The organism is Rhizobium sp. PAMB 3182 (assembly GCF_052908355.1).
This window is the reverse complement of record NZ_CM128607.1, coordinates 74,064-98,031: the sequence shown is the minus strand read 5'-3', so window position 1 is coordinate 98,031 and position 23,968 is coordinate 74,064. Positions and strand designations below refer to the sequence as shown.

Genomic DNA, 23,968 nt, shown 5'->3' with positions numbered 1-23,968 from the left:
GCTAGAGCCCCATGGCGCCTGCTGGCGGCCCGCCCCTGCCCGAAAAGGGACCAGCCGTACCCGTCCCCTCGCCGATGACGACCCGTTCGCCCTCGGACAGTCCGGACTTTACCTCGACCAGCGTCTTGTTGTTCAGTCCGGTTTCTATCTGCCTCTTTTCGAGAGTGCCGTCCTTGCCGACCACCTGCACGCTGTATGCACCATCCTTGCCGGCACCGCTCAATGCCGAGGACGGGATGACGAGCACGTCCTTCGCCTCGCCGAGGACGATCTTCACTTCCGCCGTCATGTATGTGCGGAACTTGCGATCCTTGTTGTCGATGTCGAACACACCGATGTAGTAGACCGCGGACGACGAGGATGACGACGAACTCGAGCTTGTGGACGTCGTTACCGCGCTGTCGCTGGTGATTGATTCCGGTGCCGGTTCGATCGAGGCAAGCGTCGCCTCATATTCGTGATCCGGCTGCCCGAGAATGTTGAAATAGACTTTTTGCCCGGGCTCGACCCTGACGATGTCCGCCTCCGAAATTTCGGCCCTGACGGTCATGGTGCTGAGGTCGCCCAGGATGACGATCGTCGGCGCCGATTGCGAGGCGTTGACCGTCCGGCCCTCCTGGTTGACGACGGCAAGGACAGTGCCGTCGATCGGGGCAGAAATCCGCGTATAGCCGATATTGACCTTCGCAGTGTCGACGTCGACCTGCGATTCGACGATCTGCGCATCGATCGCGGCGATCTGTGCCTTGGCGGCCTCGACATTGGCCTCGGCCGTCTCAAGGTCCGCCTGGGAGCCGGCCTTCTGCCTGTAGATCGACTGCTGGCGTGCCAGCGTGAGCTCCGCACTTCTGAGGTCGGCCGCCTTCTCGTTGCGCTGGGCCTTGGCGTAGTCGAGCTGCGCCTGGCTCGTCTTCAGGTTGTTTTCCTGCGTCGCCGAATCGATCTCGGCGATCAGGTCTCCCTTCTTGACCTGATCCCCAGCAGCCACCTTGACAGACGTGATCCGTCCGGACACCTGGGCCCCGACGGCGACCAGCTGTTTCGGCTTGATGATGCCGGTGGCCAGGACAGTTTGCGAAATCGTGCCCTTGTGCACGTCCGCTGCGATGTAGCGCGGCGTCTCGGCGCCGAAATAACGCGTCTTGATCCAGTACCCTCCGCCAATCAGAAGAAGGAGACCCAAAGCGGAGATAAACAAACGGAATTTCATCACATACTGCCGCAATCTGGCATGCGGTCCATCGAGAACAACACTGGTTGAAAAAATCGGGTGACAAAGCGTCACACCTCAAAGACCGATATCAGAGTTGCATTCCGCCTGAAACTTAAAGTTTAGCAAGGTTTGACATATGGCAGGTGTGCCTCTGCCGCACACACGAAAAGGCCCGCGACAACCGGAGCCGCGGGCCTGTCTTCACGATTGCAGCAGCGCTCAGGGGCGCTCGATGCGGATGACCTGCGGTTCGCCGCGCAGGTAGCCTTCCCGCTGGATCGACGCCACGGCCTGGCGCACGGCTTCTTCCATCGTCGCGTGCGTGACCAGGATGATCGTCTTGTCGCCGGCCGAATTGACCGGCTCCTTGGAGTGCTGGACGATCGATTCGAGCGAGATCTTGTTCTCGGCCATGCGTGTGGCGATCGAGGCGAAGACGCCGGTGCGATCCTCGACCGTCAGACGGATGAAATAGCCTCCTTCGTGGCTGCGCATTTCCGCACGCTTGTAGGGCGCAAGGAGTGCGGCCGGCCGGCCGAGTGACGGCACGCTCTGCGCGCCCGGCTGGCTCTTGGCAATGTCGGCAATGTCGCCAAGCACGGCCGAGGCCGTCGCATCGCCGCCGGCGCCGGGACCGACCATCAGGAGTTCGCCGAGAATGTCGGCTTCCAGCGCCACGGCATTGGTCACGCCATCAACCTGGGCGATCACCGAATCGCGCGGCACCATGGTCGGATGCACGCGCTGCTCGATCCCCGTCTCGGTTCTCTGCGCGACGCCGAGAAGCTTGATCCGGTAGCCGAGATCGGCAGCCGCATTGATGTCCTCGATGGTGATGTTGGTGATGCCTTCCAGATAGATCTCGTCGGCGGCAATCTCTGTGCCGAAGGCAAGCGTCGTCAGGATCGCCAGCTTGTGCGCCGTATCGTTGCCCTCGATGTCGAAGGCGGGCTCGGCCTCGGCGTAGCCGAGACGCTGGGCCTCTGCGAGGCATACTTCGAACGACAGGCCTTCCTTCTCCATCCGGGTCAGGATGTAATTGCAGGTGCCGTTCATGATCCCGTAGATGCGGGAGATGTTGTTGCCGGTCAGCGATTCTCGCAGCGCCTTGATCACCGGAATGCCACCGGCGACGGCGGCCTCGAAATTGAGAAGCGCGCCCTGATTTTCCGCAAGCTTGGCGAGCGCCACGCCATGACGGGCCAGCAGTGCCTTGTTGGCGGTCACCACATGGAGACCGCGGGCCAGCGCCGCCTCGACGGACGCATGGGCCGAACCGCCCTCGCCGCCCATCAACTCGACGAAGACGTCGATGTCGGCCTCTTTCGCCATGGCGACCGGATCGTCGAACCAGGTGTATGTCGAAATGTCGATGCCGCGGTCCCTGTTGCGCGTGCGTGCCGAAACGGCTGTGATCGTGATCGGACGACCACAGGTCACGGCCAGCTGGTTGGCACGGTTTTGGAGGATTCGGACAAGCGCGACACCGACGGTGCCGAGGCCCGCAATGCCGATCTTCAGGGCATCTGCCATTGGGTATTCCTGACGTTTGGGCTGAAGGGCGGCCGGACGGCCGCCCGTCGGAGGGTGATGGACTTAACGGTGGGCGTTGAGCGAGACGACGTTGTGCAGCGTGTCGTCCGCCGTCGACAGGAAGCGCTTGATGTTGCGAGCGGCCTGGCGGATGCGGTGTTCGTTTTCGACGAGCGCGATACGGACATGCTCGTCACCCTGCTCGCCGAAGCCGACGCCCGGCGCCACTGCGACATCCGCCTTTTCAACCAGCAGCTTGGAGAATTCCAAGGAGCCGAGATGACGGAACTTTTCCGGGATCTTCGCCCAGGCGAACATGGTCGCCGCCGGCGGCGGCACGTCGAAGCCTGCCTTGCCGAAGCTGTCAACCAGCACGTCGCGGCGCTTCTTGTAGATCGAGCGCACTTCGGCGATGTCGCTGCCGTCGCCATTCAGCGCATGCGTCGCCGCCACCTGGATCGGCGTGAAGGCGCCGTAGTCGAGATAGGACTTCACGCGGGTCAGCGCCGAGATCAGCCGCTCGTTGCCGACGGCAAAGCCCATGCGCCAGCCGGGCATGGAGAAGGTCTTCGACATCGAGGTGAATTCGACGGTGATGTCGATCGCGCCGGGCACTTCCAGAACCGACGGCGGCGGGTTGCCGTCGAAATAGATTTCCGAATAGGCCAGGTCCGACAGCACGATGATGTCGTGCTTCTTGGCGAACGCGATGACGTCCTTGTAGAAGTCCAGCGTCGCGACATAGGCCGTCGGGTTGGACGGATAGTTGAGGATCAGCGCCAGCGGCTTCGGGATGGAGTGGCGCACGGCGCGCTCCAGCGGTCCGAAGAAGCTTTCATCCGGTTCGACGGAAAGCGAGCGGATGACGCCACCGGCCATCAGGAAGCCGAAGGCATGGATCGGATAGGTCGGATTCGGGCAGAGAATGACATCGCCGGGCGCGGTGATCGCCTGCGCCATGTTGGCGAAGCCTTCCTTGGAACCGAGCGTGGCGACGATCTGCGTGTCGGGATTGAGCTTCACGCCGAAACGGCGGGCGTAATAGCCGGCCTGAGCCCGGCGAAGACCGGGAATGCCCTTCGACGCGGAATAGCGATGCGTACGCGGGTCCTGGACCACTTCGCACAGCTTGTCGACGATCGCCTTCGGGGTCGGCAAATCGGGATTGCCCATGCCGAGGTCGATGATGTCCGCTCCGCCCGCTCGCGCGCTCGCTTTCAAACGGTTGACCTGTTCGAAAACGTAGGGCGGCAGACGCCGGACTTTATGAAATTCTTCCATCATCGTTCCTCATGGAAATCTGCGGCTCAGCCGGCCGCCAGCGATCCCCGTTTTCCTTTCTCTTTCGACGCTACCCGGCAACGGGGTTCAAAAACAGGGTAGCATGAAGTGCATTCGAACGCATGGACGCTGGCGAATTTGTGGCCTGCGCCGCATTTCGGCACAGTGATTTGCGGCGAAAATGTCTGAAACGCAAGTCCCGTGGCGCACGCGATCGAGAAAACTTGCCTACTGCTTGATCTGGGTTTCCATATCCGTGCCGTGCGACTGGGCCAGCTTGCGCAGTTCCGCGACCTTCGCCTTGTACTGCGCATCGGTAAGAGTGCCGGCCTTTCGCTGCTGGCCAAGGGCTGTCAGCTGCGCCTGCAGGGCGGCCGCGTCGCCGTCGCTCATCTGGGTATTGGCGGCCACCAGAGGCGTCGAAATGTTGGGATAGCCATCCTTGCCGACAAGGGCGGACTTCTCCGCAGAACGCGTCGAAATGGTCGGCGGTGGCGGCTTGCGCAAAGCCAGGTCTTCCAGCGGAAAGGCGCTGCATCCGCTGATCAGCCCGAAACCCAGGACAGCAACGGGCAGAAATCTGGCCCCGAGTGACATCGTACGGTAGGTCACAGAAATTCCTTCAACAACGATTCCGGTGCACCCCCGCACCACCCTATTCACGTCTATTATCGAAAAGACGCGGGCAACTGCAATGGCGGGATGCCTAGCGCTTGTATTCTTTTTCATGCAGAATGTAAAAAGCCAAAAGAAAATGCGTTGTTCGGGAGGAAACTGGATTGGCTGATGGAGGTCGCACTGCGCGAGGTGAAAACGGTGACCGTGAGGCTCCCGGCTCCATCGACATAGAGCCTTTTGTCGTCAAGGACCCAGAAAACATGGCGATGAACATCGCCCGCGCGCTCCAGAATCTGGGCGAAGCCGCATCCGAATGGATCGGCCCTCGCGAGCGCGGCGAGGTGGCCGATGTCGTCGCCGAGCCGATGGCCGACATGGTCAAGACGCTGTCCAAGGTGGTGGAATACTGGGTCGCCGACCCGAAGCGGACGCTCGAAGCCCAGACGATGCTGATGAACAGCTTCTTCGGCATCTGGATGCAGACGATGCAGCGCATGCAGGGACAGGAAACGGCGCCACCCGTCCCGTCCAAGGACAAGCGCTTCGCCTTCGACGACTGGTACAGCAATCCCTTCTACAGTTTCCTGCGCGAAGCCTATCAACTCGTGTCCAATTGGGCGGCAAAGCTCGTGACCGAGGCGGAGGGGCTGGACGAGCACACCCGCCACAAGGCGCAGTTTTACGTCACGCAGATCGTCGCGGCGCTGTCGCCGGCCAACTTCTCGGTCACCAATCCCGAAGTCTACCGCGAAACGGTTGCCACGAGCGGCATGAACCTCGTCAAGGGCATGAAGATGTTCGCCGAGGACATCAAGGCCGGCAAGGGCGACCTGCGCATGCGCCAGACGGATGCGAGCAAGTTCGCCGTTGGCGAGAACATGGCGCTGACACCCGGTCAGGTGATTGCGCAAAGCGATGTCTGCCAGGTGATCCAGTACAATCCGTCGACGGAAACGGTGCTGAAGCGTCCGCTGCTGATCGTGCCGCCATGGATCAACAAGTTCTACATCCTCGACCTCAACCCGCAGAAATCCTTCATCAAGTGGTGCGTCGACCAAGGGCATACCGTCTTCGTCATCTCCTGGGTCAACCCGGACGAGCGGCATGCGAGCAAGAACTGGGAATCCTATATCCGTGAAGGCATAGATTTCGCGCTCGAAGCGGTGGAAACGTCGACCGGCGAAAAGGGCGTCAATGCCATCGGCTACTGCGTCGGCGGCACATTGCTGGCCGCGACGCTGGCCCTGCATGCGCGGGAGAAGAACACCCGTATCAAGACGGTGACGCTGTTTACCACGCAGGTCGATTTCACCTATGCCGGCGACCTGAAGGTGTTCGTGGACGAGGAGCAGCTAGACACCATCGAGACGCAGATGATGGCCAATGGCTATCTGGACGGCTCGAAGATGGCGATGGCCTTCAACATGCTGCGTTCGCAGGAGCTGATCTGGCCCTATTTCGTCAACAACTACCTTCGCGGCCAGGACCCCACGCCATTCGACCTGCTCTACTGGAATTCCGATTCCACCCGCATGGCGGCGGCCAACCATTCCTACTACCTGCGCAATTGCTACCTCGACAACACGCTGGCTCAGGACAAGATGGTGCTGGCCGGCTACAAGCTGTCGCTGAAGGATGTGAAGATCCCGGTCTATAATCTGGCGACCAAGGAAGATCACATCGCGCCACCGAAATCCGTCTTTCACGGCTGCCAGTTCTTCGGCGGTCCGGTCGAGTACGTGCTGTCCGGCTCCGGACATATCGCCGGCGTGGTCAATCCGCCGGACAAGAAGAAGTACCAGTACTGGACGAACGGCGAACCGGTCGGCGATCTGGAAACCTGGTTCGCCAATGCCAAGGAAACTCCTGGCTCCTGGTGGCCGCACTGGGACGGCTGGATCAGGAGCCACAACGACAAGCAGGTGCCGGCGCGCCAGCCGGGCGGCGGCCACATGAACGCGATCGAGGAAGCGCCGGGCTCCTACGTCCGCGCCCGCATCTAGGCCGAAACCTGTCTCAATGAAGTTCCCCTCGCCTCTCGTTCCGGCAACCCTGGTGCGCCGCTACAAGCGTTTCCTGTTCGATGCCGTCCTCGACACCGGCGAGGCAATTACCGGCTCCTGCCCCAACACCGGTTCCATGCTTGGCCTGACCACGCCCGGCTCCCGTATCTGGCTCTCCGAACACGACATGGCCGGCGGGCGGAAATACCGGCACCGCTTCGAGATGATCGAGGCGGACGGCACGACCGTCGGGGTCAACACCGGTCTGCCCAACCGCCTGGCCGAAGAAGCCATCTGTAAGGGAATGATTGCCGATCTTGGGGGTTACACGACAATCCTGCGCGAACAGAAATACGGACGCAATTCGCGCATCGACCTGCAGCTAAAGTCGGACGGGCTGCCGGACGCCTATGTCGAGGTCAAGAACGTACACTTCATCCGCGAGCCCGGACTTGCGGAGTTTCCCGATACCGTCACCGCGCGTGGCGCCAAGCATCTCCAGGAACTGTCGGACATGGCAGCGATGGGTCACCGGGCGGTGATGGTCTATCTCATCCAGCGCGACGATTGCGACCGGTTCTCGATCTGCGGCGATCTCGACCCGGCCTATCAAACCGCGTTCCACCGTGCCCGGGCGCTCGGTGTCGAGGCCTATGCCGTCAAATGCCAGGCAACGCCCGACGCGATCACGCCCATGCAGGCCGTGCCGCTGGTCGACTGACCGGCCTCAGAGCGCCAGGGAATAGATGAGCGCGCCGCTGATCGCAGTCAACGCGAGGATCGACAGACAGCCTGCTGCCAGAACCCGTCCACCGGAGGCGAAAACGGAACGGATGTCGACGGAAAGACCCAGCGCAGCCATCGACAGGATCGTCAGAAGCGTTGCGATCTCGCCCATCGGCGCGATGCTCCAATGCGGCAGGGCGTCTGCGGTGCGCAGCAGCATCATGGCAAAGAAACCGACGATGAACCAGGGAACGAGGTGGCGGATCTTCAGCGTGCCGCTGGTCCTTGTCCCGCTGCTCAGACCAAGCACCAGAATGACAGGTCCGAGCATGAGCACCCGCATCAGCTTGACGACGGTACCAAGCTGCACGCTGATCGCGCCGACCGGCACTGTGGCGGCCAGCACCTGCGGCACGGCATAGACCGTCATGCCGGCAAGAATGCCATAGCTGTGCTGACCGATATCGAAGACCCTGGCGCCGAGCGGCAGAAGAAGCACGACGGCAATGCCGAGCGCTGCCGTGAAGGCGATCGATGCTGCGACATCGTCGGATTCAGCTTCGATGACAGGCGCTGCCGCGACGATCGCCGAATTGCCGCAGATGGAATTGCCGCAGGCGACAAGAAGCGCCAGCTGCCGGTGAAGGCCGAGCGATCGCCCAATCGCGTAACTGACCATGATGGCCACAACCACCACACCGGCAACGACCGCGACCAGCAGTCCGCCCATTCCGGTGATGACCGAAAGGCTGAGAGACGCGCCGAGAAAGACGATTGCCAGCTCCAGCAACGTCTTGGCTGAAAACTGGACCCCGCGATGGAAACGCGGATGGAGGCCGGCGAGGCTGTGATAGGCCGTCCCGAGCAGGATGGCAAAGACGAGGGCGTCGATGAAGCGTTCACCCGTGAGGTGAACCTCGAGCCATTCCGCGCAATAGGATACCCCGGCGATGGCTACGCAGAGCAGAATTCCCGGAAGAAAGTCCTTGGCAAATTGAATGTGCTTCATGTCGACCTCGCTAATGTGGCCTGACATTGGCATTGAAATTCATTCAGAAAAATCGAATAATAATGCATGTTTCATGCATCTGGATTTCATGAATTATGACATTCGAACAATTGTCCATCTTCGTCGCGGTCGCGGAACGCCAGCACGTGACCAAGGCCGCCGATGCGCTCGGCCTGACCCCATCCGCCGTAAGCGCCGCGATCAAGACACTGGAAAACTTCTATAATGTCAGCCTGTTCGACCGCGTCGGGCGGGGCATACGCCTGACGCGGGCCGGCGTGATCTTTCTCCAGGAGGCGCGCGACACGCTGGCCCGCGCCAAGGCGGCCTCGCTGGTGCTGAGCGAACTCGGCGGCTTGAAGCGCGGCGCGCTGGAGGTCCAGGCCAGCCAGACGGTCGCAAGCTACTGGCTCCCGCCGCGGCTGATGCGCTTTCACGAACGCTATCCGGACATCGACATTCAGCTGCATGTCGGCAACACGGACACCGTCAGCCGGGCGATTCGCGACGGCGCCGCCGACATGGGCTTCATCGAGGGGGAAATCGACGAGCCGGCACTGAGCAAGATCATGGTCGGCAGCGACGAGATCGGCATCATCGTCGATGCCTCGAACCCGCTGGCAGACCTGCAACGCAAGGACATGCTCGAAGAACTGGCAAGGACCCGCTGGATCATGCGTGAAAAGGGATCCGGCACCCGATCCGTCTTCGAAAGCGCGATCGCCACCCTCGGGCTGGACAGCGACCAGATGAGCATTGCCCTGATCTTGCCGTCGAACGAAAGCATCCTCACGGCGCTGATCGGCAGTGCCTGCGCGGCGGCGGTCTCCAAGGCGGCGGCGGAGCCCTTCGTCGCAACCGGTCGCCTGCGGCTTCTCGATCTCCCGCTACCGCCGCGACGGTTCTACGCGCTCTGTCACAAGGAGCGGCATTTGAGCCGCGCTGCGCACGAATTTCTGCACCTCTGCGGCGGAAATCTCGGCTGATCCGGTCACAAAACGCCTTTGCCGACGACGGCGCCATGGACGAGAGCCGCCAGACTGCTTTATGTATTGAAAAAACACATCGGGAATATAACCAAATGGTGAACTACATCGAAGCGGCCGGCGCGCCGCTGAAGAACACCGGCGCGATCCGGCTTTATGGCTCCGAGGCTTTCGAAGGAATGCGGGCCGCCTGCCAGTTGACGGCGCGCTGCCTTGATGCGCTCGTGGATGTCGTCAAGCCGGGCGTGACCACCGACGAAATCGACCGTTTCATCCTGGCTTTCGGTCTCGATCACGGCGCCCTGCCCGCGACCCTCAATTACCGTGGCTATACGAAATCGTCCTGCACCTCGATCAACCATGTTGTCTGCCACGGCATCCCGAATGACAAGCCGCTGCGCGAAGGCGACGTCGTCAACGTCGATGTGACGTTCATTCTCAACGGTTGGCATGGCGATGCGAGCCGCATGTATCCCGTCGGTGTCATCAAGCGGGCGGCGGAACGTCTCCTCGAGGTGACATATGAATGCCTGATGCTCGGCATTGCCGCCGTCAGGCCGGGCGCGCGCACCGGCGCCATCGGCGAAGCCATCCAGACCTTCGCCGAAGCGGAGCGCTGCTCTGTGGTCCGCGACTTCTGCGGCCATGGCGTCGGCCAGCTTTTCCACGACACGCCGAACATCCTCCATTACGGCCGCGCCAACGAAGGCCCGGAAATCCGCGAAGGCATGATCTTCACCATCGAGCCGATGATCAATCTCGGCCGGCCGCATGTGAAGGTATTGGCTGACGGGTGGACGGCCGTCACCCGCGACCGTTCGCTGTCGGCCCAATACGAGCATACCGTCGGCGTGACGGCGGATGGATGCGAGATCTTCACCCTGTCGCCGGCGGGCCTCGATCGCCCGGGCCTCGCGTCGAACACCTAGAGGGTCGACATGGCAACACGCTCCGGCCGTTCAGGAAACAAAGGGAAAGGTGACACTCTCCCCGGTTTCGCTGAAGGACCGGAAGATGCGTTGCCCGACGACGAACGCGGCTTCTTCGCCGAGCAGGCACCCAAACGCGGCGGAATGCCGGCGGGACCGCCAATTGTCGCGGGTCGGGACGCAAAGGCCTCCCATTTCCATGGCCATCGCGAACGCCTTCGGACCCGCTACCGCGAAAACGGCGACGGCGCGCTCGCCGATTACGAGCTGCTGGAACTCTTCCTCTTCCGCCTGATACCACGGCGTGACACCAAGCCGATCGCAAAGGCGCTCATCGACCGCTTCGGCTCGCTGGCTGAAGTGTTCGGCGCGCCGCCTGCGCTGCTGCAGGAGGTGAGCGGCGTCGGCGAGACGGTGGCGCTGGACATCAAACTCGTCGCCAGCATCTCCCAGCGCATGCTGAAGGGCGAACTGAAAGGCCGACAGGTTCTCGGCTCATGGTCGGCCGTCATCGATTACTGTCACACGGCGATGGCCCATGAAGCCCGCGAGCAATTCCGCATCCTGTTCCTAGACAAGCGCAACGCGCTGATCGCCGACGAGGTGCAGGGCAAGGGCACCGTCGACCACACGCCAGTCTATCCCCGCGAAGTGGTGCGCCGCGCGCTGGAACTGTCGGCAACGGCCGTCATCCTCGTGCACAACCATCCCTCCGGCGACCCGACGCCCTCGCGCGCCGACATAGACATGACGCGCATGATCATCGACACGGCCAAGCCGCTCGGCATCACCGTCCACGATCACATCATCATCGGCAAGCAGGGGCATGCGAGCCTGAAGGGCCTGCGGCTGATCTGACCGACGCAACTGTCACGCCCCGGTGTCGTAGGCCGCCCTGCCCTCGTAAATCGCAAAGATATCGTCGCGATGGCAAAGTTCGGTGCCCGGCGTCATGGCCGCCGCGGCCCCCGCTGCAACCCCGAAACGGAAGGCCTCTTCCATGGTGCCGCCGTTGGAAAGCATCCAGACCAGTGCGCCGACGAAGCTGTCGCCCGCGCCGACCGCAGACTTGACCGGGACGTGAATGGCGGGCACGCGCAGAATGCCGTTCGCACCGGCAAGGATTGCGCCCTCGCGCCCCAGCGTGACGGCGACATACTGCGAACGGCCTTCTCTTACCAGCCGCATCGCCTCTTCGCGCAGGCCCGCCTCGTCGAGCTTTCGCCCTGCCAGCGTTTCCAGTTCGCCGAGGCTCGGCTTGACCAGAAAGACCTGGCCCTTGTCGAGCGTCGCGCGCAGCGGCCCGCCGGACGTGTCGAGCACGAAACGGACCCCGTTGGCGGCAGCAATATCGGACATCTTCGCATAGGTGTCGTCCGGCGCCCCACGCGGAAGCGAGCCGCTGGCAACAATGTAGTCGCCTCGAAACCCGGCCACCGCCGCCATCGCCTTTTCGAGTTCATCTGCGGTGATGTCCGCACCCTCCGGAACGAAACGGTACTCCTGCCCGGTGTCCCTTTCAAAGACCATGAAGGCAATGCGCGTGGAGCCGCTGACATGCACAGTCCTGAGCGTGATCGGCAATTGCGCGAGAATTTCCTCGAGAAGCGCCCCCGTCGCCCCGCCTGAGAGAATCAGAAGTTCCGGACGCTCGCCAAGCTTGGCGATGACCCGCGCGACATTGACACCGCCGCCACCGGCATGGCGCTCCTGGAGCGACGTGCGCATCTTGTGCGTCGGCTGCACATGCTGCACCTCGCTGGAGATGTCGATGGTGGGGTTGAGGGCGACTGCGAGAATAGTCATGGGTGATCTCCTCCTGCCGATCGGTCCGTCTTCATCATGCGCATGTCAGCTGCCATTGACGATATCAAGAATGGAGCGGACCACCTCGTCCACCGGCCGATCCGCGTCGATGCGAATCCAGTCATTGTCACCGGCGCCGCGCTGCAGCTGGCGTTCCAACACATCGACGGTGGCATCCGACGAGCCGCCCCGGCGCGCGCCGACCCTTTCGCGCAGTCGCTGCGGTTCGATGTCCAGCCAGACACCGCGGAAGGGCACGCTTGCCGCCGCCGCGCTGGCGGCAATCCCGGCCCGCATCGCCGGCAGATCGAAGACCGCGTTTGCAAGGACCGCCGCGCCCTGCATAAGTGTGGCCTGACTGCGGGCAAATATCTGCCCATAGACCTGTTCCGAGACCTCCGGGCGATAGGCTTCCGATAGCAGATGCGTTTCACGCGATACGCCGTGCATCGCCTTGCGAATCGTATCGCTTTCCAGAATGCGGGCACCCGGCGGCGGCCCCAGCCGATCGGCCAGCCGTTCCGCCACGGTGCTCTTGCCGGATCCGCTGAATCCGCCGATCGCCAGAAGCCGTGAGGGACGCTCCTCCAGAAGGTCCCGGGCCAGCGCAAGATAGCTGAATGCAACAGCCTCGAGATCAGTCCTGTCGCCTGTGCTTTCCTCGATAGCCGTCGCGGTCACATGAGCGCGGACAGCGGCGCGGAGGGCCATCAGGAACGAGAGCAAAGCAAAACCGTCCTCTTCTGCGGTCATGTCGAAATATCGGTTGGCAACCAGATTGGCATGGGCGGTCAGGCCGCGATGCCAGAGGTCCATCAGCAGGAAAGCGAGATCATAGAGCACGTCGGTCGTGGCGATCCGGTCGTTGAACTCGATGCAATCGAACAGCCGCGGCGCGCCATCAAGCCAGCAGATGTTGCGCAGGTGCAGATCGCCATGGCACCGCCGGATTTTCCCCGCGGAGGCTCGTGCATCGAGATGTCCGGCATGGCGAGAAAGATGGACGCGGAACAGCGCATTGAGGCGCGCGACCTCGTCCGGATCGAAGACACGGCTACTGGCAAAGCCTTGCTCGTTGATGTCGAGGACAGCCGCGATATTTGCCGCGCCACCCTCGCTGCGGATGATCTCCGCGCCCCGGTGAAATGCGGCGACAGTCTCGGCGACCCGCTCGACGTGAGCCGTCGTCAACTCGCCAACCTCCGCCATGGCGTCCATGAGCGCGGATTGCTCGAAGCGGCGCATGACGACAACCGCGTCGACAAGCTCCCCCTCGCCGCCGAATCCGAGGCTGCCGTCAGCCTGCCGAACGATCCGCTCGATGCCGAGATAAAGCCCCGGCGCGGTGGGCGTGTTGAGCGCGACTTCCTTCTCGCAGGCTGCCAGGCGTTTGCCGACCGTCGAGAAATCGACATAGGGCAACGCCACCGCCCGCTTCAGCTTGAAGACGCGGTCGCGGCCGAGGAATATCCTCGAAATATGCGTCTCGATCTCGTCCGCTTCTGCGCTCCCCGCCGCGCTGCGCAGGAAGTCGGCTACGGCATTCTGGTCCTCGGTAATCATCCGCGCGCCATCCCTTCATGCCGGAGACCGACTGGATACCGGTCTTTCCTACAGCACGCAGGGCACCATGGCTTTGACAAGTGTCAAAAGAACAGCAAGCCTCGACGGAGCAACGAGAAAGGGCGGGGATCGCTCCCCGCCCTTCCTGATCGAATACCGCGTTGAAATCAGGCGGCGCTCTCGACGCCCTTGACGAACCAGTCGATGACGGCGAGCTGATCCATGGTCATGACCTCACCGTCCTTGACCTTGAGGTTGCCGTCCTGATCGTAGATCGGGCCCGTGAAGATGTCATAGCTGCCGTCCTTGTAGCCGGCCTGAATGTCGTCGGCGAGCTTGCGCACATCCTCCGGAATGACCTCGTTGTACGGCGAAATCACCACGGTGCCTTCCTTCATGCCGTCCCAGGTATCGGCCGATTTCCACGTGCCTTCGACAATCGCCTTTGCACGCTCGACGTAATACGGACCCCAGATGTCCTCGATCGCAGTCAGGTGCGCCTTCGGTGCGAAGGACGACATGTCGGCGCCCTGGCCAAAGCCGTAAAGGCCCTTCTGCTCGAGGATCTGCAGCGCAGCCGGGCTGTCGGTGTGGGTGGTGACGATATCGCAGCCGAGGTTGATCAGCGTTTCGGTCGCAGCCGCTTCCTTCGGCGGGTCGAACCAGCTGTCGATCATCACGAGCTTGACCTTGGCGTCCGGGTTCTGCTTCTGCGCCGACAGGCAGAAGGAGTTCACGCCGAGCACCACTTCCGGAACCTTGAACGAGCCGAGGTAGCCGAGCGTGCCGGACTTCGACATCTTGCCGGCGATCGTGCCGAGAACGGCGCGGCCTTCATGGAACTTCGAGTTGTAGGTCGAGACGTTGTCGGCGCGCTTGAAGCCCGTGCAATGCTCGAACATCACATCCGGGAATTCCTTGGCGACTTCGATGGTCTGGTCCATGTAGCCGTAGGAAGTCGTGAAGATGAGCTTGCAGCCCTGCTGTGCCAGATCGCGAATAACCGGGATGGCGGACGCATCTTCCGGCACGTTTTCGACATAGACCGTCTCGACCTTGTCGCCGAGCGCTTCGTCGACGGCCAGGCGGCCCTTGTTGTGGGCCCAGGTCCAGCCGTAGTCGCCGATCGGGCCGAGGAAGACGAAGCCGATCTTGACCTTGTCAGCGGCGAAGGCGGCACGGCCCAGCAGCGGCAGGGCCGCAGCGGCGCCAGCGGCCTTGAGCATTGTGCGACGATTGATAATTCCCATGGAGGTCTCCTGTTTATGATGTTCAGGTTGAGGGTAGGAAAGGCTTGCCGAGGCAGGCAGGCGCGCTGCCCCCGGCATTCTTGCGGGCGGAAATAGCCGCCAGCGCGACAACGGTCATCAGATAGGGCATGGCCGCCCAGAACTGCGACGGAAGGAAGGAGAAACCGGCGGCCTTGGCGTAGAGTTCGAGCGCCATCAGGATGCCGAAGAAGTAGGCGCCGACCAGAAGGCGACCCGTACGCCAGCCGGCGAAGACAACGAGTGCAAGAGCGATCCAGCCCCTGCCCGCGGTCATCTTCTCCGCCCACATCGGCGTGATCACCATCGAGAAGTAGGCGCCGCCAATGCCGGCCATCGCCCCGCCGAAAGCGATCGCGGCATAGCGCACGCCGATCACCGAATAGCCGATCGAATGCGCAGAATGGTCGTTCTCGCCGACGGCGCGCAGGATGAGCCCGGCGCGCGTCGACTTCAGGAACCAGGCCACCAGCGGCACCATGATCAGCGCGAAATAGACGATCGGCGAATAGCCGAAGATGACCTTGAGGATCGGGTCGCGGGCGAGAAAGTCCGGAAAGATCGAGCCGAACGGCATGACGATGCGGCCGACGAAGGAAAGTCCGAGCAACGATGACAGGCCAGTGCCGAAAATCGTCAGCGCAAGGCCGGTCGCAACCTGGTTCGAATTCAGTTGCAGCACGAGCACGGCAAACAGCATGGAGGACAGCGCACCGCCGGCGGCGGCACCGAGCATGCCGATCCAGGGATTGAAGGTCATGACCGTGACGCCGAAGCCAGAGATCGCCCCCATCAGCATCATGCCTTCGACGCCGAGATTGAGAACGCCGGATTTTTCGACAACCAGTTCACCGAGGCCGGCGAGCAGGATGGGTGTCGTGAGGCCGACGACGGTGATGATCGCAGCGATGATGAAATCGAGGCTCATGCGTTACTCTCCCGCTGCCGGCACTGGGGCGGCCTTGTGGCTTGGCACGATGCGCACACGGTAGCGCACCAGGATATCACTCGCCAGGATGAAGAACAGCATCATCGCCTGGAAGATGCCCGCCGTCGAATTGGGGATGTGAACGGTTGTCTGTGCCACCTGTCCGCCGACATAGGTGACGGCAAGCACGATGCCGGCCAGGAGGCAGCCGATCGGATGCAGCCGGCCGAGGAAGGAGACGATGATGGCGGTGAAGCCGTAACCGGAAGGGAAGCCGAGATTGATGGCCTTCAACAGGCCGGCAAATTCCAGCGCACCGGCAAGCCCCGCCATGCCGCCGCCGATCAGCAGAGTCACCCAGATCGTCTGCTTGGCATCGAACCCGCCGTGGCGGGCCGCCTGCGGGGCACTGCCGACGACGCGGATCTGGAAGCCGAAGACCGACCGGGACATGATCAGCCAGAAGACAAATGGCAGGATGACCGCGATCGCAACGCCGAGATGGATCGTCGTGCCGGGAAACAGGATCGGCAGGGTCTGGTCGGGCTGTAGCGGTGCGGTGGCCGGAAAGTTTCGCCCGTTCGGATCCTTCCACGGACCACCGACGAGATAGCCCAGCACCTGCAGCGCCACGTAGGTGAACATCAGCGTCGACAGGATCTCGTTGACGTTGTACCGGGTGCGCAGGAAGGCCGGCACCGCCGCCCACAGCGTGCCGCCAACGATACCGGCAATGATCATGGCGATCATCACGGGCGCCCCGCCGGCGGTACCAGCAGCAATGCCCATACCGGCGGCGCAGAGCGCGCCGATAATATACTGACCTTCAGCCCCGATGTTCCACACCTGGGCCCGGTTGCCGAGCGACAGACCGAGCGCGATGATGATCAGCGGCGCGGCCTTCACGGCGACGTCCTGCCACTTGTAGGAGGCGAGCAACGGCGTCAGGAAGATGTCGATGACCGCCTGCAGGCCGTTGACGCCAATGGCGTCGAAAACGATGACGCCGATGATCATGGTGGCCAGAACGGAGGCGATCGGTGTCACCACCAGCATCAGCCGGCTGGGCTCGGGGCGTTTTTCCAGTTTAATGCGCATGGGCGGGCTCCGCCTTGGTCTGGGTTGCGGATGCGTGGCTCTCGCCGTGAATGCCGCCCATCAGCAATCCGATCTCCTCGATGTCCGCGTCGACGACCCGCATCGATTTCGACAGCCGTCCTTCATTGATGACGGCGAGCGTATCGCAGAGAGACAGGAGTTCGTCGAGGTCCTGGCTGATGACGACGATTGCGGAGCCAGCGGCGGCAAGATCGACCAGCGCTTGGTGGATGGCCGCGGCCGCTCCCGCATCGACGCCCCATGTCGGCTGGCTGACCACCAGCACGGTCGGCTTCTGCATGATCTCGCGGCCCATGATGTATTTCTGCAGGTTACCGCCCGAAAGCGAACCGGCCATGGAACCGGGACCGAGCGCCTTGACCGAAAAGGATGTGATGACCTCGCCGGCATAGGTCCGCGCGACACCGGAATCGATGAGGCCCATTCTGACCATGCCAAGCCGGTCGCGGGCCGTGAGCACCGCATTGTCGGAGAGCGAGAAATCCGGTACCGCGGCATGACCGTTGCGTTCTTCCGGAACGGTCGCCATGCCGGACAGGCGTCGCTGCTTTGCGGTCATCTTGCCGATCGCAGCGCCGTCCACAGTGACGTGGTCCGCCCCGAGCGACGGGATCTCACCGGAGAGCGCCAGCAACAACTCGTTCTGGCCGTTGCCCGCCACACCGGCAATGCCGAAGATCTCGCCGGCCTTCACCGTGAAGGTCACGTCCTTCAGCGACGTTCCGAAGGCCTCGGTCGTCGGCACGTCCATCTTGTTGACGATCAGCATGTCCTGCCCGAAGGAGCGGTCGGCCGCCTTCTGGATATCCTTCAGCCCGCCGCCGATCATTTTTTCGGCCATCGAGCGCGACGTCTCGACCTTCGGGTCGCAGGTGTCGACCAGCTTGCCGCCGCGCAGGATCGTCGCCGTATCGCACAGCGCCTTGATCTCGTGCAGCTTGTGGGAAATGTAGAGGATCGAACAGCCTTCCTTGGCAAGCTGGCGCAGGACGACGAACAATTGCTCGACTTCCTGCGGCGTCAGCACCGAGGTCGGCTCGTCCATGATCAGCAGGCTCGGATTGAGGAGCAGCGCCCGCACGATCTCGATACGCTGACGCTCGCCGACGGAGAGCGTCGACACGATGCGATGCGGCTCCAGCTTCAGGCCGTATTGCTTCATGACCTCGAGGATGCGCGCTTCCAGATCGCGGGCCGGGATCTTCGCATCCATGCCGAGCGCGATGTTTTCCAGAACGGTCATCGCGTCGAACAGCGAGAAGTGCTGGAAAACCATACCGATGCCGAGCTTGCGCGCGGCCTTCGGATTGGAAATCGTCATCGCCTGGCCGTTCCAGCGGATCTGACCCTCGTCCGGCTGCATGATGCCATAGATCATCTTGACGAGCGTCGACTTACCCGCGCCGTTCTCGCCGAGAAGGGCGTGAATTTCGCCGGGCAGCACCGAAAAGCTGACATGATCATTCGCGAGAACGCCGGGGAACCGCTTGGTAATTCCCGTCAGTTCAAGGCGAGGTAAAGGCTTGTTTTCCATCGCTGTCCCCTGCTCAACCCCAAGCCGTCGAATAATATGTCGACTGCGCGCTCATGCGACTGATCGCACCGGCGCCCGGCTCTTTTCGATGTGCTGAATTGCAGGAAATGACCAAACGGATATGTGCCGGTGCCACACTGTCACCGGCCGTATTCGGATGCGCTACCGACGCATGCCGACCTACTGCCAAATCACCCAGTTCCACTCATGTCCCCTTGCATTCTTATAACCGGTAGTTGGTGCCGCTTTTGCAGCGCACACAAGCATATTGTTTCGAGCGGTGCGTTGCAAAAAACGCAACACTGACGTTAGACCGCTTTCGTGTGGTAAGGCAAGGCTTCCATGCGCTCCTTCAAGAGTTGAATGATGGCCTGAACGGCCGCGCTCGGCGCATGCGTGCTGCGGGTTATGAGCGACAATTCCTCGTATGGCATCTGGCGTCCCGATACGGCGAGAAACCGCAGACGATTGTCCTTGAGCTCCTGCATGATGTTGACCGGCCCGAGGAAGGCAATGTGCCGGTGATCGCCGACGAGCAGCTTGAGGAGACTGCTGGAATTGGTGACGAGGCTGGGGATCGCCCGAAAATTGGCCGCTTCGAGCGCACGGTCGATCAGCTTGCGGGATGCCAGCGTCGCATCCGGCAGGATGTAGGGAAAATCCATGCAGTCGCTCAGATGCACGCTGGAGCGTGCGGCCAGCGGATGCTCCGGCGACACGACGATCCCGGCCGGCACCTGGAAGGTCACCAGTTTGCGGATATAGGGAAGGTCCGCGACGTTGAAACATATGGCGATATCGAGTTCGCTCGCCTGCAGCTTCTCGATGATATGCGACGTGCCGCCGATGAAGACGTCGAGCGTGAAACGCGAGAATTTCTGCTGCACGGTCTCGAACATGTCGCGGGCGAAGTCGCCCGCCAGGCATTCCATCAGTCCGACCGCCAGATGGCCACGACGCAGGCCCTGCATCTCCTGAAGTCGGACGCGGGAACGATCCTGCTCGGCCCGCCAGCGGCGAATGTCGGCGATCAGCACTTCTCCCGCCGAGGTCAGGCGAACACCGCGCGGCAGCCGCTCGAAGAGCTTCACGCCATATTCGGCCTCGAGATTGAGAATGCGGCGGTTGAGCGCCGACGGCGACACGTTCAGATGCTCCGCGGCCCGCCGAATGGAGCCGATGCGGGCCACTTCGTCGAAAAGCATGGCTGCGGGAGAAATCAGGGACACCGGCGCACCTCCGAACGTGCGAACAATTCGCACGATGCAAATCAATAGATGCACTTGAAAAGAACGGCGATCAAGGCGAGTTTCAGCACCAATAGAGACGCCAGAACAGGAGCAAGGATATTGGCGATGATGTGCGAAGAACTCGACCACGAGGCGCTGCTGCGCCAGGCCATCGACGAATCGGCCAAGGCGAAGGCTGCAGGTGTGCACCCCTTCGCCTCCATCCTGGTCGGCCCGGACGGCAAGGTGCTGATGACCCAGCACAACGCCTTCATGCCGGATCACGACATGACCGGCCACGCCGAACGCGTTTTGATGACGCGTGCCTCGACGACGCTGCCGATGGAGCTCCTCAAGGAATGCACCATCTACACATCCGCCGAACCCTGCGCCATGTGCGCCGGCGCCATCTACTGGACCGGTTTGAAGCGCGTCGTCTACGGCCTATCGGAATCGAAGCTGAAGACGATCACCGGAAATCATCCGGAAAATCCGACCCTGGACCTCCCCTGCCGTACGGTCTTTGCCGCCGGACAGAGGGAAGTGGAAGTCATTGGACCGATGCTGGAGGACGAAGCTGCCGTCATTCACGAGGGCGTCTGGGGCTGATTTCACCCCGATTTTGTCGCCTCTTGCGATCCGGACTTAATGTTGATATCAACATAAACAACAGGTCTACGGTTTCGTCCGGAGGGAACAATGCAGCAGTCGCCTTATCGTTGGGTCATGGTCGCCGCCGGGGGGTTGATGGGCTGCGTGGCAATGGGGACGCTGTTCTCCCTGCCGGTGCTTCTCAACCCGATGACGGTCGCCACCGGCTGGTCGCGGACAGGCATTTCCGGGGCGATGACGATCGCCTTTCTCGCCATGGCCTTCAGCTCGATGATCTGGGGTGCATTGTCCGACCGGTTCGGCGCGCGTCCGGTCGTGCTTGCCGGCGCCGCCATGTTTGCGGCAAGCGTCTGGCTTGCGGCACATGCGACATCGCTCCTCGCCTTCCAGCTGACATTCGGCATCCTGATGGGTGGCACGGTGGCAGCCTTCTTCGCGCCGATGATGGCGACCGTCGTCGGCTGGTTCCAGACCGGGCGCGGCCTTGCGGTCTCCCTCGTCTCCGCCGGCATGGGGCTGGCCCCCGTCACCATGTCGCCGCTCGCCGCAAGGCTTGCCGAAACGCATGACTGGCAGCAGGTGCTGATGATCCTCGCCGCCGTCGTCGCGGTCACCACCATCCCGACGGCGCTGCTGCTCCGCCGTCCGCCTGTCATAACCGCACCGATGGGTGGTACCGGTGGAGCATCTTTCGATGACCCGAACCCGGCGATGACCGTGCGCGAGGCAGTGACCTCGCCGCAGTTCATCTGCCTGGTGCTGACCAACTTCTTCTGTTGCGCTACCCATTCCGGCCCGATCTTCCATACCGTCAGCTACGCGGAAATCTGCGGCATTTCGGCGATCGCCGCCGTTTCCATCTATTCCGTCGAGGGCATTGCCGGCATGGGCGGACGCATCGGCTTCGGCCTGATGGGAGACCGCTTCGGCGCCAAGCGCGTTCTCGTCGCCGGCCTGCTGGCCCAGTCCGTCGGCGCCATGGGCTACTATTTCACCCGCGAACTCTTCCAGTTCTATCTGGTCGCCGCCATCTTCGGCTTCATCTATGCCGGCATCATGCCGCTCTACGCCGTGCTGGTGCGCGAAAATTTCCCGATGAAGATGATGGGCACGATCATGGGCGGCACCGGCATGGCCGGCGGGCTTGGCATGGCGACGGGTCCCGTGCTCGGCGGCTGGATCTACGACACGACCGGCAGCTACGGCCTGATGTACATCACCTGCGCGGTGCTTGGGCTTGGCGCCTTCGCGATCGCCATGACCTTCCGCCCGTTCCCGAGACCGCAGGCAGCGTCGCCGCAGCCGGTCTGATCAGACGTTCGGGGCATAGGTGGAGGCATCCACCGAGCCTGGCCTGCCCGGCAGGAAAATGTCGCTGACGCGCGGCGCAGAGCGCGCGATCACCTTGCCACCCTTGATCACGGCCAGCCGGTTGGCCTTCAGCCGCAGCGCCTCCTGCGGATCGCGCGCCTGCAGGATTACGAGATCGGCATTGCAGCCCTTGGTAAGACCATAGCCTTCGAGCCCCATCGTCTTCGCCGAATTGACGGTGATCGCGTCGAATATCTGCCGCTTGTCCTCGATGCCGGCCATCTGCGCCACATGGATCGCCATGTGCCCGACCTCCAGCATGTCGCCGGAGCCCATGGAATACCAGGGGTCCATCACGCAGTCATGGCCGAAGGAGACGTTGAGCCCGGCCTCCATCAGTTCCTTCACCCGCGTCATGCCGCGCCGCTTCGGATAGGTGTCGTGCCGCCCCTGCAGCATGATGTTGATCAGCGGATTAGGAATGACGTTGATTCTCGCCTCCGCCATCAGCGGGATCAGCTTGGAGACGTAGTAATTATCCATCGAATGCATGGAAGTCAGGTGCGATCCCACCACCCTGCCCTGCAGCCCGAACCGCACCGTCTCCGCCGCCAGCGTCTCGATGTGACGCGACATCGGATCGTCGGTCTCGTCGCAGTGCATGTCGACCGGCAGACCGCGCTCCGCGGCGATCCGGCAGAGCGCCTCGACCGATTGGCGACCCTCATCCATCGTCCGCTCGAAATGCGGAATGCCGCCGACGATGTCGACGCCCATGTCGAGCGCCCGGACGAGCGAAGCGACCCCGTCTTTCGCCCGGTAGTAGCCGTCCTGCGGAAAGGCAACGAGCTGCAGGTCGATATACGGACGGACCTTCTCTTTGACTTCCAGCATCGCTTCGACCGTCACCAGCCGCGGATCGGAGGTATCGACATGGCTGCGGATGAACAGGAGCCCCTGCGAGACGGCAAGGTCGCAATAGCGAAGCGCGCGCTCGACCAGCGCCTCGCGCGTCAGGATCGGCCTCAACTCGCCCCAGAGCGCGATTCCCTCCAGCAGCGTGCCGGACACGTTCATCCGCGGCAGTCCGAGAGACAGCGTCGCGTCCATGTGAAAATGCGGGTCGACGAAAGGCGGCGTCACCAGCCGTCCGATCGCATCGATCACCTCGGCGCCCTCGACGGAAATGCCGGGTTCGACGGCTGCAATCCTGCCGCCGGCGATGCCAATGTCCACACCAGCGCGGCCGTCGGGAAGGTTTGCGTTCTTAATAATCAGGTCGATCATGGGAGGTCCCGGAAGCAGGAAGACGGAAGGCAAGCGGAGAGATCATCCGCAGGCGATCCTTTCCAATTCTTCCGGGCCCGTCAAGCGTGGCAGCACCCGGGCGATGGACACTGCCGGTACAAGGACAAATTGCTATTGCAGCGCGGAAACGAAACGTGTATCCCCGCTTCGTTGGTCAAACGGAGTGTAGCGCAGCCTGGTAGCGCATCTGGTTTGGGACCAGAGGGTCGGGAGTTCGAATCTCTCCACTCCGACCAGCCGCCTTGAACGGAATGGAAAGACATTCGGTTCAAACTGTGGAACAATATCATCGGAACCTTCATTCGGAGCGTGTTCGAAACATGTCTGCCAAGATCTACCGTCCCGCCAAGACCGCCATGCAGTCCGGAAAGGCAAAGACGCATCTCTGGGTACTCGAATTCGATCAAAGCGTTGCCCGCAAGATCGATCCGATCATGGGTTACACCTCCTCATCGGACATGCTGCAGCAGGTCAAGCTGACCTTCGAAACGCAGGAAGAAGCCGAAGCCTACGCCCAGCGCAAGGGTATCGAATACCGGGTGATCCAGCCCAAGGAAGCGACCCGCAAGGCGCTGTCCTACACGGATAACTTCCGCTACAGCCGCACGCAGCCCTGGACCCACTGAGGTCCCAAAGGCGCATATCGCCATTTGACCGCTTTTCCCGGCAAACGGCCCCTTAGCTCAGCTGGATAGAGCACCGGCCTTCTAAGCCGATGGTCGCAGGTTCGAATCCTGCAGGGGTCGCCATTTGCATTTCCGTTGAAAAAATCAGACGCCTGCCTGCCCCGGTAGGGTCAGCGCATAATAGGTGTAGACCGCGGCGATCCCGAGGATGACGCCGGCGATGATCAGGAGCTTCTGCGTCCTGGGCGACATCGGCCGCTTTTCCTTCGGCTTTTTCGGGCGCTCAAATTTGATGACGTTGTTGTTCATGGCAATTCCAGTTCGGCGATGACGGCGGCGCCGTAAGCAGCTTCTTTCATACAACAA

Annotated in this window: 22 protein-coding genes and 2 tRNA genes; 10 read left to right on the top strand and 14 right to left on the bottom strand. The window is 62.2% G+C overall.

All coding sequences use genetic code 11. The annotated features are described in order from the left end of the window. Window position 1: 1 nt before the first annotated feature. From ACU5AZ_RS00550 to ACU5AZ_RS00535, 4 genes are all read right to left on the bottom strand, one after another. A complete protein-coding gene (locus ACU5AZ_RS00550; protein ID WP_446824149.1) occupies window positions 2–1,210 on the bottom strand; it encodes an efflux RND transporter periplasmic adaptor subunit in 1,209 nt (402 codons plus the stop codon). A 222-nt stretch (window positions 1,211–1,432) separates the two neighbouring features. After that, the gene (locus ACU5AZ_RS00545) at window positions 1,433–2,746 is read right to left on the bottom strand and encodes a homoserine dehydrogenase (protein ID WP_446824148.1); all 1,314 of its coding nucleotides are present in this window, start codon (window positions 2,744–2,746) and stop codon (window positions 1,433–1,435) included. Between the two features lie 63 nt (window positions 2,747–2,809). Then, the gene (locus ACU5AZ_RS00540) at window positions 2,810–4,027 is read right to left on the bottom strand and encodes an LL-diaminopimelate aminotransferase (RefSeq protein WP_446826069.1); all 1,218 of its coding nucleotides are present in this window, start codon (window positions 4,025–4,027) and stop codon (window positions 2,810–2,812) included. Between the two features lie 228 nt (window positions 4,028–4,255). Continuing rightward, on the bottom strand, window positions 4,256–4,639 hold the full coding sequence (locus ACU5AZ_RS00535; RefSeq protein ID WP_446824147.1) for a hypothetical protein: 384 nt from the start codon (window positions 4,637–4,639) through the stop codon (window positions 4,256–4,258). Window positions 4,640–4,806: 167 nt separating this feature from the next. Here ACU5AZ_RS00535 and ACU5AZ_RS00530 point away from each other — a divergent pair, with 167 nt between their 5' ends. Together ACU5AZ_RS00530 and sfsA are read left to right on the top strand one after the other, a co-directional pair. Further along, entirely contained in the window at window positions 4,807–6,648 is a 1,842-nt protein-coding gene (locus ACU5AZ_RS00530) for a PHA/PHB synthase family protein (protein WP_446824146.1), read from the top strand. A 16-nt stretch (window positions 6,649–6,664) separates the two neighbouring features. Beyond that, window positions 6,665–7,369, top strand: a complete 705-nt coding sequence (gene sfsA, locus ACU5AZ_RS00525; RefSeq protein WP_446824145.1) for a DNA/RNA nuclease SfsA — start codon at window positions 6,665–6,667, stop codon at window positions 7,367–7,369. A gap of 6 nt (window positions 7,370–7,375) precedes the next feature. Here sfsA and ACU5AZ_RS00520 read toward each other — a convergent pair whose 3' ends face one another. Next, on the bottom strand, window positions 7,376–8,383 hold the full coding sequence (locus tag ACU5AZ_RS00520) for a YeiH family protein (RefSeq protein WP_446824144.1): 1,008 nt from the start codon (window positions 8,381–8,383) through the stop codon (window positions 7,376–7,378). A gap of 95 nt (window positions 8,384–8,478) precedes the next feature. On the opposite strand from ACU5AZ_RS00520, the gene ACU5AZ_RS00515 reads away from it, so the two are divergent. The 3 genes from ACU5AZ_RS00515 to radC all read left to right on the top strand — a co-directional run bounded on the left by ACU5AZ_RS00515 (window position 8,479) and on the right by radC (window position 11,156). Then, window positions 8,479–9,369, top strand: coding sequence for a LysR substrate-binding domain-containing protein (locus ACU5AZ_RS00515; protein ID WP_446824143.1), 891 nt, complete (start codon window positions 8,479–8,481; stop codon window positions 9,367–9,369). A 95-nt stretch (window positions 9,370–9,464) separates the two neighbouring features. After that, window positions 9,465–10,298, top strand: coding sequence for a type I methionyl aminopeptidase (gene map, locus ACU5AZ_RS00510; RefSeq protein ID WP_446824142.1), 834 nt, complete (start codon window positions 9,465–9,467; stop codon window positions 10,296–10,298). 9 nt (window positions 10,299–10,307) lie between these two features. Beyond that, window positions 10,308–11,156: a RadC family protein gene (gene radC / locus ACU5AZ_RS00505; RefSeq protein ID WP_446824141.1), complete on the top strand. Its 849-nt coding sequence runs from the start codon at window positions 10,308–10,310 to the stop codon at window positions 11,154–11,156. A gap of 12 nt (window positions 11,157–11,168) precedes the next feature. On the opposite strand, the gene ACU5AZ_RS00500 is transcribed toward radC, so the two are convergent. The 7 genes from ACU5AZ_RS00500 to ACU5AZ_RS00470 all read right to left on the bottom strand — a co-directional run bounded on the left by ACU5AZ_RS00500 (window position 11,169) and on the right by ACU5AZ_RS00470 (window position 19,745). Further along, entirely contained in the window at window positions 11,169–12,104 is a 936-nt protein-coding gene (locus tag ACU5AZ_RS00500) for a 1-phosphofructokinase family hexose kinase (RefSeq protein ID WP_446824140.1), read from the bottom strand. A 45-nt stretch (window positions 12,105–12,149) separates the two neighbouring features. Then, a complete protein-coding gene (locus ACU5AZ_RS00495; protein ID WP_446824139.1) occupies window positions 12,150–13,667 on the bottom strand; it encodes a bifunctional aminoglycoside phosphotransferase/ATP-binding protein in 1,518 nt (505 codons plus the stop codon). A gap of 167 nt (window positions 13,668–13,834) precedes the next feature. Further along, window positions 13,835–14,917: a BMP family ABC transporter substrate-binding protein gene (locus ACU5AZ_RS00490; protein WP_446824138.1), complete on the bottom strand. Its 1,083-nt coding sequence runs from the start codon at window positions 14,915–14,917 to the stop codon at window positions 13,835–13,837. Between the two features lie 22 nt (window positions 14,918–14,939). Continuing rightward, entirely contained in the window at window positions 14,940–15,863 is a 924-nt protein-coding gene (locus tag ACU5AZ_RS00485; RefSeq protein ID WP_446824137.1) for an ABC transporter permease, read from the bottom strand. Window positions 15,864–15,866: 3 nt separating this feature from the next. After that, window positions 15,867–16,961, bottom strand: a complete 1,095-nt coding sequence (locus ACU5AZ_RS00480) for an ABC transporter permease (RefSeq protein WP_446824136.1) — start codon at window positions 16,959–16,961, stop codon at window positions 15,867–15,869. Continuing rightward, window positions 16,951–18,516: an ABC transporter ATP-binding protein gene (locus tag ACU5AZ_RS00475; protein WP_446824135.1), complete on the bottom strand. Its 1,566-nt coding sequence runs from the start codon at window positions 18,514–18,516 to the stop codon at window positions 16,951–16,953. The genes ACU5AZ_RS00480 and ACU5AZ_RS00475 overlap by 11 nt, the downstream gene beginning before the upstream one ends. Window positions 18,517–18,824: 308 nt before the next feature. Continuing rightward, window positions 18,825–19,745 carry a LysR family transcriptional regulator gene (locus tag ACU5AZ_RS00470; protein ID WP_446824134.1) on the bottom strand — a complete coding sequence of 307 codons (921 nt, stop codon included), beginning with the start codon at window positions 19,743–19,745 and terminating at the stop codon, window positions 18,825–18,827. 129 nt (window positions 19,746–19,874) lie between these two features. Here ACU5AZ_RS00470 and ACU5AZ_RS00465 point away from each other — a divergent pair, with 129 nt between their 5' ends. Together ACU5AZ_RS00465 and ACU5AZ_RS00460 are read left to right on the top strand one after the other, a co-directional pair. Then, window positions 19,875–20,354 (top strand): nucleoside deaminase, encoded by a 480-nt coding sequence (locus tag ACU5AZ_RS00465; protein ID WP_446826068.1) that lies wholly within the window; start codon window positions 19,875–19,877, stop codon window positions 20,352–20,354. A 90-nt stretch (window positions 20,355–20,444) separates the two neighbouring features. Beyond that, a complete protein-coding gene (locus tag ACU5AZ_RS00460; RefSeq protein ID WP_446824133.1) occupies window positions 20,445–21,668 on the top strand; it encodes an MFS transporter in 1,224 nt (407 codons plus the stop codon). Here ACU5AZ_RS00460 and ACU5AZ_RS00455 read toward each other — a convergent pair whose 3' ends face one another. After that, window positions 21,669–22,955, bottom strand: coding sequence for an amidohydrolase family protein (locus tag ACU5AZ_RS00455; RefSeq protein ID WP_446824132.1), 1,287 nt, complete (start codon window positions 22,953–22,955; stop codon window positions 21,669–21,671). 180 nt (window positions 22,956–23,135) lie between these two features. On the opposite strand from ACU5AZ_RS00455, the gene ACU5AZ_RS00450 reads away from it, so the two are divergent. The 3 genes from ACU5AZ_RS00450 to ACU5AZ_RS00440 all read left to right on the top strand — a co-directional run bounded on the left by ACU5AZ_RS00450 (window position 23,136) and on the right by ACU5AZ_RS00440 (window position 23,725). Next, window positions 23,136–23,212: transfer RNA gene (locus ACU5AZ_RS00450), tRNA-Pro, on the top strand. Window positions 23,213–23,296: 84 nt separating this feature from the next. Continuing rightward, window positions 23,297–23,602 carry an ETC complex I subunit gene (locus tag ACU5AZ_RS00445; RefSeq protein ID WP_446824131.1) on the top strand — a complete coding sequence of 102 codons (306 nt, stop codon included), beginning with the start codon at window positions 23,297–23,299 and terminating at the stop codon, window positions 23,600–23,602. A gap of 46 nt (window positions 23,603–23,648) precedes the next feature. Continuing rightward, window positions 23,649–23,725: transfer RNA gene (locus ACU5AZ_RS00440), tRNA-Arg, on the top strand. Between the two features lie 21 nt (window positions 23,726–23,746). On the opposite strand, the gene ACU5AZ_RS00435 is transcribed toward ACU5AZ_RS00440, so the two are convergent. After that, window positions 23,747–23,911 carry a hypothetical protein gene (locus tag ACU5AZ_RS00435; protein WP_446824130.1) on the bottom strand — a complete coding sequence of 55 codons (165 nt, stop codon included), beginning with the start codon at window positions 23,909–23,911 and terminating at the stop codon, window positions 23,747–23,749. Window positions 23,912–23,968: the final 57 nt, after the last annotated feature.

Excerpts from the sequence above, each read along its gene's own strand:
- ACU5AZ_RS00445 (WP_446824131.1), top strand. The coding sequence starts at position 23,297 with ATGTCTGCCAAGATCTACCGTCCCGCCAAGACCGCCATGCAGTCCGGA.
- ACU5AZ_RS00515 (WP_446824143.1), top strand. The coding sequence starts at position 8,479 with ATGACATTCGAACAATTGTCCATCTTCGTCGCGGTCGCGGAACGCCAG.
- map (WP_446824142.1), top strand. The coding sequence starts at position 9,465 with ATGGTGAACTACATCGAAGCGGCCGGCGCGCCGCTGAAGAACACCGGC.
- ACU5AZ_RS00455 (WP_446824132.1), bottom strand. The coding sequence starts at position 22,955 with ATGATCGACCTGATTATTAAGAACGCAAACCTTCCCGACGGCCGCGCT.
- ACU5AZ_RS00465 (WP_446826068.1), top strand. The coding sequence starts at position 19,875 with ATGTGCGAAGAACTCGACCACGAGGCGCTGCTGCGCCAGGCCATCGAC.
- ACU5AZ_RS00520 (WP_446824144.1), bottom strand. The coding sequence starts at position 8,383 with ATGAAGCACATTCAATTTGCCAAGGACTTTCTTCCGGGAATTCTGCTC.
- ACU5AZ_RS00460 (WP_446824133.1), top strand. The coding sequence starts at position 20,445 with ATGCAGCAGTCGCCTTATCGTTGGGTCATGGTCGCCGCCGGGGGGTTG.
- ACU5AZ_RS00540 (WP_446826069.1), bottom strand. The coding sequence starts at position 4,027 with ATGGAAGAATTTCATAAAGTCCGGCGTCTGCCGCCCTACGTTTTCGAA.
- ACU5AZ_RS00475 (WP_446824135.1), bottom strand. The coding sequence starts at position 18,516 with ATGGAAAACAAGCCTTTACCTCGCCTTGAACTGACGGGAATTACCAAG.
- ACU5AZ_RS00500 (WP_446824140.1), bottom strand. The coding sequence starts at position 12,104 with ATGACTATTCTCGCAGTCGCCCTCAACCCCACCATCGACATCTCCAGC.
- ACU5AZ_RS00550 (WP_446824149.1), bottom strand. The coding sequence starts at position 1,210 with ATGAAATTCCGTTTGTTTATCTCCGCTTTGGGTCTCCTTCTTCTGATT.
- radC (WP_446824141.1), top strand. The coding sequence starts at position 10,308 with ATGGCAACACGCTCCGGCCGTTCAGGAAACAAAGGGAAAGGTGACACT.
- ACU5AZ_RS00490 (WP_446824138.1), bottom strand. The coding sequence starts at position 14,917 with ATGGGAATTATCAATCGTCGCACAATGCTCAAGGCCGCTGGCGCCGCT.
- ACU5AZ_RS00545 (WP_446824148.1), bottom strand. The coding sequence starts at position 2,746 with ATGGCAGATGCCCTGAAGATCGGCATTGCGGGCCTCGGCACCGTCGGT.
- ACU5AZ_RS00435 (WP_446824130.1), bottom strand. The coding sequence starts at position 23,911 with ATGAACAACAACGTCATCAAATTTGAGCGCCCGAAAAAGCCGAAGGAA.
- ACU5AZ_RS00480 (WP_446824136.1), bottom strand. The coding sequence starts at position 16,961 with ATGCGCATTAAACTGGAAAAACGCCCCGAGCCCAGCCGGCTGATGCTG.
- ACU5AZ_RS00485 (WP_446824137.1), bottom strand. The coding sequence starts at position 15,863 with ATGAGCCTCGATTTCATCATCGCTGCGATCATCACCGTCGTCGGCCTC.
- sfsA (WP_446824145.1), top strand. The coding sequence starts at position 6,665 with ATGAAGTTCCCCTCGCCTCTCGTTCCGGCAACCCTGGTGCGCCGCTAC.
- ACU5AZ_RS00495 (WP_446824139.1), bottom strand. The coding sequence starts at position 13,667 with ATGATTACCGAGGACCAGAATGCCGTAGCCGACTTCCTGCGCAGCGCG.